Consider the following 6,856-nt stretch of genomic DNA (forward strand, 5'->3'; position numbering starts at 1 on the left):
CGTGAGGGGACGCCATCAGGCCCGCAAACGTGCCGTCGACCTGCTTTTCGAAGCCGAGGCCCGCGGGCTGAGCCCGGCGGAGGTCGTCGACCTCCGCACCGGGCTCGCCGAAACGAACCCCGAAATCGCGCCCCTGCAGCCGTATACGGCCGCGGCGGCCCGGGGCGTCGGCGAACACGCCGCGCACATCGACGACCTGATCAGCTCGCATCTGCAGGGCTGGACGCTAGACAGGCTGCCGGCCGTGGACCGCGCAATCCTGCGGGTCGCGGTCTGGGAGCTGCTGTATGCCGACGACGTGCCGGAGCCGGTCGCCGTCGACGAGGCCGTCCAGTTGGCCAAGGAGCTGTCCACCGACGACTCGCCGGGCTTCGTCAACGGGGTGCTCGGCCACGTCATGCTGGTGACGCCGCAGATCAGGGCGGCCGCCCAGGCGGTTCGCGGTGCGGTCGGTTCCGACGTGACACCGGAGGACCACGGGCCGCAGCCATGACCCGATTGGAGCTGCGCCTGTTCGTGGCGGCCCTCCTGGCCGCGACCGTGGTGCTGGGTGCGGTGATCTGCGCCGCTTATGGGCTCACCGTCGTCGCCTCGGTGCTCTCGATCTACGCGCTCGGCGTGGGCGCCTGGTTGTATCACTGCGTCGAACGGGTCGTCGTCGCCCGCCGCATCAGCACGGTGCGCTCGGCGGCAAAGCCGCTGCAACCGCTGCTGCCGGTGATGGCCGCGATCATGGGACTGACGCAGGCTGTGGTGAGGTCGCTCACCGATGTGACCGAGTTGCCGGCTCGTCGCTGGGAGTTGCCGATGCTGCGGTGGGCGGACGGCACCCGGGGGCGACGGCGCGTCATCGAGGGTGACGTGGAAGGCGGCGACGAGGCGGATTGATCGAGCTGCGGTGAAACGACCACGGGGGTGACGCGGCGGGTTGACAATACGAGCGGCACGTCAGCGGCGGCGATCCGAGAAGAACAGGTGAGCTCATGATTCGATACAGCACCCAGCCGCGACGACTTCGGGTGTCCGCACTGGCGGCCGTGGCCAACCCGTCATACGCCAGGGTCGACACCTGGAATCTGCTCGACGACGCCTGCCGTCACCTCGCCGAGGTGGATCTCGCCGGGCTGGACAAGGCCCACGACGTGGCGCGGGTGAAACGCCTGATGGACCGCATCGGCGCCTACGAGCGCTACTGGCTGTACCCCGGAGCGGCCAACCTGGCGACCTTCCGCGCCCACCTGGACAGCCTGTCCACGGTGCGGCTCACCGAGGAGGTCTCTCTGGCCGTCCGGCTGCTGAGTGAATACGGCGACCGCGCAGGGCTGTTCGACACCTCGGCGCCGCTGGATGATCAGGAACTGGTCGCGCAGGCCAAGCAGCAGCACTTCTACACCGTGCTGCTGGCCGATGACGCTCCCAGCACCGCGCCGGACAGTTTGGCCGAATGCCTGCGGGCGCTGCGCAGCCCGTCCGACGATGTGCAGTTCGAGATCCTGGTTGTCCCCAGCGTCGAGGACGCCATCACCGCGGTCGCGCTGAACGGCGAGATCCAGGCCGCGATCATCCGCGACGACCTGCCGCTTCGGTCGCGCGACCGGCTGCCGCTGATGAACACGTTGCTCGGGCCCAACGAGGACGCGGACGGCGTCATTCCGGACCGCGCCAACGACTGGGTGGAGTGCGGCGAGTGGATCAGGGAGCTGCGGCCTCACATCGACCTTTATCTGCTCACCGACGAGTCGATCGCGGCCGGCGATGACAACGAGCCAGACGTCTACGACCGGACGTTCTACCGGCTCAACGACGTCACCGACCTGCACAGCACCGTGCTCGCCGGGCTGCGAAACCGTTACGCCACACCATTTTTCGATGCGCTGCGGGTATACGCCGCCGCACCCGTCGGTCAATTCCACGCCCTGCCGGTCGCGCGCGGCGCCAGCATCTTCAACTCCAAGTCGCTGCAGGACATGGGGGAGTTCTACGGCCGCAACATCTTCATGGCCGAAACCTCCACCACCTCAGGGGGTTTGGACTCGCTGCTGGATCCGCACGGCAACATCAAAAAGGCGATGGACAAGGCGGCGCACACCTGGAACGCCGAGCATACCTATTTCGTCACCAACGGGACGTCGACCGCCAACAAGATCGTGGTGCAGTCGCTGACGCGACCCGGCGACATCGTGCTGATCGACCGCAACTGCCACAAGTCGCACCACTACGGGCTGGTGCTGGCAGGCGCCTACCCGCTGTATCTGGACGCCTATCCGCTGCCCCAGTTCGCGATCTATGGCGCGGTGTCGCTGCGCACCATCAAGCAGACGCTGCTGGACCTGGAAGCGGCCGGCCAGCTGCACCGGGTGCGCATGCTGCTATTGACCAACTGCACCTTCGACGGTGTCGTCTACAACCCCATGCAGGTCATGCTGGAGGTGCTGGCGATCAAGCCCGACATCTGCTTTTTGTGGGACGAGGCGTGGTATGCGTTCGCCACGGCCGTACCGTGGGCGCGGCAGCGGACCGCGATGGTGTCTGCCGAGCGTCTCGAGCAGATGCTGGCATCGCCGGAATACGCTGAAGAATACCAGGATTGGCTTACGTCGATGGAAGGAGTGGACCGATCGGAGTGGGTTGAGCGGCGGCTGCTTCCCGACTCCGGTCGCGCGCGGGTACGCGTGTATGCGACGCACTCCACCCACAAGTCCCTGTCTGCGTTTCGACAGGCTTCGATGATTCATGTCCGCGACCAGGACTTCAACTCCCGCGCCCGCGACGCCTTCGGTGAGGCCTTCCTGACCCACACCTCGACCTCGCCGAACCAACAACTGCTCGCCTCGCTGGACCTGGCGCGTCGGCAGGTCGACATGGAGGGCTTTCAACTGGTCCGCCAGGTCTACGACATGGCGTTGGTCTTCCGCCATCGGGTGCGCAAAGACAGGTTGATCAGCAGGTGGTTCAGCATCCTCGACGAGTCCGACCTGGTGCCCGAGGAGTTCCGTGCCTCCACGGTCAGCTCGACCGCTTCTATCAGGCAGGGCGCCCTGGCCGAATGGAACGAGGCCTGGCGGTCCGACCAGTTCGTGCTGGACCCGACGCGGGTCACGTTGTTCATCGGCAACACGGGAATGACCGGATTCGACTTCCGCGAAAAAGTGCTGATGGAGCGATTCGGCATCCAGATCAACAAGACCTCGATCAACAGCGTGTTGCTGATCTTCACGATCGGTGTCACCTGGTCGAGCGTGCACTACCTGCTCGACGTATTACGCAGGGTGGCACTCGATTTGGATCGCATCGAGAAAGCGGCCAGCGTAGCGGACCGGGCGTTGCAGGAGCGTCGTGTCGAGGAGATCACCGAGGATCTGCCGCACCTGCCGGACTTCAGCGAGTTCGACGTGGCGTTCCGGCCCGTCGATGAATGCAAATTCGGCGACATGCGGTCGGCGTTCTACGCCGGATACGAAGAGTCGGACCGCGAATACGTGCAGATCGGCACCGCGGGCAGACGGCTCGCCGAGGGCAAGACCCTGGTATCCACCACGTTCGTGGTGCCCTACCCGCCGGGCTTCCCGGTGCTGGTCCCCGGACAGGTGGTGTCCAAGGAGATCGTCTACTTCCTAGCCCAGCTCGACATCAAGGAAATCCACGGATACAACCCCGACCTCGGGTTGTCGGTCTTCACCGAGACGGCGCTGGCGCGCATGGAGGCGCAACGCAACGCGGCGATGGCGGCGGTGGGTTCGGTGACCGCGGCTTTCGAGCTGCCCGCCGACGCGTCCGGAACCAACGGGGCACGCAACAACGGTGCCGATGCGGTGCCGTCGGTCGCCGACAGCTGAGCGATCAACCGGTCGTCGGTGTCGGGGTTGCGCCGCACGTGGTGCGGGCAGAGGGGTGCGGTCCGGCCGGCGACCAGTCGGCGATACCTCGCCGGATCCCCTGAAGGAGTGCGTCCCTGCCCCCAGGAGCCGTCTGGTTGCAGGTCGAACTGAGGGTGCTGAAGGGGCTTGGGTCGGCACCGGCCGGGACGCATCCCAGGGCACCGCAGCCGAACACGATCGCCGCGCCGACCAGTATTCGGGTGATCGCACGACCGTTATGACGCACAGGGCGCGCAAGACCAGGCATGACGACGTCAGCCTAGGACGGAGGCGCTGAGAGGGCGCTGAGAACGCGCTGAGCTCGATGTTTTCACCCCGGGCGGCGGGCCTGCAGAATTAACGACGTGCGAATATCCGGTGTCTGGCCGTTTCGGCGAAACGGCCGAGGGGGTTCGTGGCACCTCGCGCACCTGGGCATTTCGGCCCGCTCGGCGGCCGTGTCGGCGCTCGTCGTGCTGTGTGCGCTCAGCGTGGCCGGCGCGGCTTTGGACGCGGTCTTGTACCGCAAGTTGCTGGCGGGCGTCGACTACGCCGCCGCCGAACGGGTGCGCGACATCACCAAGGCCCTGCAGTCCGACTCGCCCGACGACGTCGATAACGCGCTGCTGACCACCGACCAGCGGGTGGTCGCAACGCAACTGATCGGTCCGGATGGCAACGTGGTCAGGCGATCCGGCGCCGCACCGAAAACCCCGCTGGTCGCCGCGAGCGAGTTCGACTTCAACTTGCGTCGCGGCCTGCCCGACGACGCGGTGGCCGGTGACGACATGCGGGTCAGTGGTCAAAAAGTCGCGACCCGATCCGGTGTGTACACGGTGCTGGTGGGTGGAGGCAGCGAGGCGGTCGAGGCGACCGCGCGGACGCTGGCGATCCTGTTGGCTTGCAGCGCACCGGTGATCGTCGGGGTGGTGGCGGCCGCAACCTACTGGCTGGTGCGACGGTCGCTGCAGTCGGTGGACGCCATCCGGACCAGGGTGGCCGACATCTCGACGTCCGATCTGGCGGAGCGGGTACCGGTGCCGGCCGGGCACGACGAGATCGCGGCCCTGGCCGTCACCATGAACGAGATGCTCTCGCGCCTGCAGGCGGGCCACCAAGCGCAACAACGCTTCGTCGGCGACGCGTCACACGAATTGCGCAGCCCGCTGACCACCATCATCTCCGGATTGGAGGTGGCCGAGGCGCATCCCGATCTGCTCGATGCCGAACTGGCGGTCAACGCTTTGCTGCCCGAGGCGCGGCGCATGCACACCCTGATCGAAGACCTGTTGCTGCTGGCCCGCGCCGACGAGCAGACGCTGCTCCGGCGCACAGAACAGGTGGCGCTCGATGACCTCGCGCACGCCGAAGCCGACCGCGCGCGGCGAGACACGCCATGCGTGATCCACACCGATATCCGGCCGGTGCGCCTGCAGGCCGACCCGGTGGCCATGTCGCGGATGATCCGTAACCTCGTCGAAAACGCTGTCCGCCACGCGGTTTCGTGCGTCTGGATCGAAGTAAGCGGCCAAGGCGGGGCTGCCGTCCTCACCGTCAGCGACGACGGCCCCGGAATAGCCCCGGCCGACCGGGGCCGGGTATTCGAACGTTTCGTGCGCCTGGATTCCGATCGGGCCCGTAGTGGGGGAGGGACCGGGCTGGGCCTGGCGATCGTCGCCGAGGTCGTTGCCGCGCATGGGGGCGTGGTCACCATTGACGACCCGCCCTGCGGTGGAACCAAGATGATTGTGACGCTGCCTCAGCACAGCAGCCGGTAACCGACGCCCCGAATCGTCTCGATGGTGTTGGTACCGAAAGGAACATCGATCTTGCGACGCAGGTATCCCACGTAGACCTCGACCACGTTGTCGGGGCCGTGGTGATGCGCGTCCCAGACGTTCTGCAATATCTCGGCCTTGGTCACCACTACGTCCTTATTGCGCATCAGGAACTCGAGCACCCCGTATTCGCGCGGGGTCAGTGCGATCGGCGTCGAGCCCCGTTTGACCGTGTGCCGGGCGGGATCCAGGGCCAGCGTCCCCGCTTTCATCACCACCGGCCGCGCCGGTGCACCGCGACGAACCAGCGCACGCAGCCGCGCCACCAGCACGCGGAATGAGAACGGCTTCGTCAGGTAGTCATCCGCTCCCAGGTCGAAGGCGTCGGTTTCGTCGTACTCACCGTCCTTGGCGGTCAGCATGAGCACCGGTGTCCACACATTGTGCGACCGCATCCGCCGTAGCACCTCATAACCGCTGAGCCCGGGCAGCATGATGTCGAGAACGACGACGTCGAAACCGTTTTCGGTGGCCTCTCGCAGGCCGTCGACACCGTTGCCGGCGGCCACGACGACGAACCCCTCCGCCCTGAGCCCCCTGGCTACGGTGGCGGACAAGCGCGGTTCATCCTCAACGAGCAGGACTCGCATGTTTCAACGCTACGTCGAGCGCCGGCCGTACCCTCAGTCGGGCCAGCGCGTCACTGTGCGTCCCGATCTGGTTGACCGACACCGGTGCCCGGGTGAGCCTCTGCCACATCATCTTTGAGCTCGCCGGGGTGGCGACCCGGACGCTGCGGTATGACGACGACCAACACCGCGATGAGCGCCGCGAGCACCGCCGAGGCGAGCGGGCGACTCCAGGCCAGGCCGCCGTCGGCCACGGGCTTGTCGATGAAGTCACCCACCGTCGCCCCCAGCGGCCTGGTGAGGATGAACGCGACCCAGAACAAGGTGACGCGCGAGATGGACGTCCAGAAGTACAGGGCCGTGACGACGGCCAGGCCAGCCGCGAAAACCAGCGCGCCGCGCTCGTACCCGAAATCGCGCGTGTCGGCCAGCCAATCGCCGAGCGCGGTGCCCAGCGTCTGCGAGAACGTGATGGTCGCCCAGTAGAAAGCCTCGACTTTGGGGGTCGAGACGGTGCTGACCGACACGGTGCCCTGCGACCACCGCCAGAGGCCCAGCGTGGCCAGCAGGCACGCCAGCAGCACCAGCGACC

General features: G+C 66.8%; 5 protein-coding genes and 1 pseudogene. 4 read left to right on the forward strand and 2 right to left on the reverse strand.

Annotated elements, in window-relative coordinates; genetic code table 11:
• The first annotated feature begins 1 nt into the window (after position 1).
• The 4 genes from nusB to A5652_RS03040 all read left to right on the forward strand — a co-directional run bounded on the left by nusB (position 2) and on the right by A5652_RS03040 (position 5,635).
• On the forward strand, positions 2-493 hold the full coding sequence (nusB, locus tag A5652_RS03025; RefSeq protein WP_067346490.1) for a transcription antitermination factor NusB: 492 nt from the start codon (positions 2-4) through the stop codon (positions 491-493).
• On the forward strand, positions 490-888 hold the full coding sequence (locus A5652_RS03030; protein WP_067346492.1) for an antitermination protein NusB: 399 nt from the start codon (positions 490-492) through the stop codon (positions 886-888). Before nusB ends, A5652_RS03030 begins: the two co-directional genes overlap by 4 nt.
• Before the next feature lie 95 nt (positions 889-983).
• The gene (locus tag A5652_RS03035) at positions 984-3,836 is read left to right on the forward strand and encodes an aminotransferase class I/II-fold pyridoxal phosphate-dependent enzyme (protein WP_067346494.1); all 2,853 of its coding nucleotides are present in this window, start codon (positions 984-986) and stop codon (positions 3,834-3,836) included.
• A 392-nt stretch (positions 3,837-4,228) separates the two neighbouring features.
• Positions 4,229-5,635, forward strand: a complete 1,407-nt coding sequence (locus A5652_RS03040) for a HAMP domain-containing sensor histidine kinase (RefSeq protein ID WP_232001072.1) — start codon at positions 4,229-4,231, stop codon at positions 5,633-5,635.
• Here the strand turns inward: A5652_RS03040 and A5652_RS03045 are convergent.
• Together A5652_RS03045 and A5652_RS03050 are read right to left on the reverse strand one after the other, a co-directional pair.
• Complete coding sequence (locus A5652_RS03045; RefSeq protein ID WP_067346496.1) at positions 5,617-6,285, reverse strand: response regulator transcription factor; 669 nt, start codon at positions 6,283-6,285, stop codon at positions 5,617-5,619. The two genes, A5652_RS03040 and A5652_RS03045, sit on opposite strands and share 19 nt — an antisense overlap.
• A gap of 50 nt (positions 6,286-6,335) precedes the next feature.
• A pseudogene (locus A5652_RS03050) lies at positions 6,336-6,856 on the reverse strand (hypothetical protein); the annotation flags it as partial.

It is taken from the genome of Mycobacterium sp. 1165178.9, from assembly GCF_001673555.1.
GTDB lineage: Bacteria > Actinomycetota > Actinomycetes > Mycobacteriales > Mycobacteriaceae > Mycobacterium.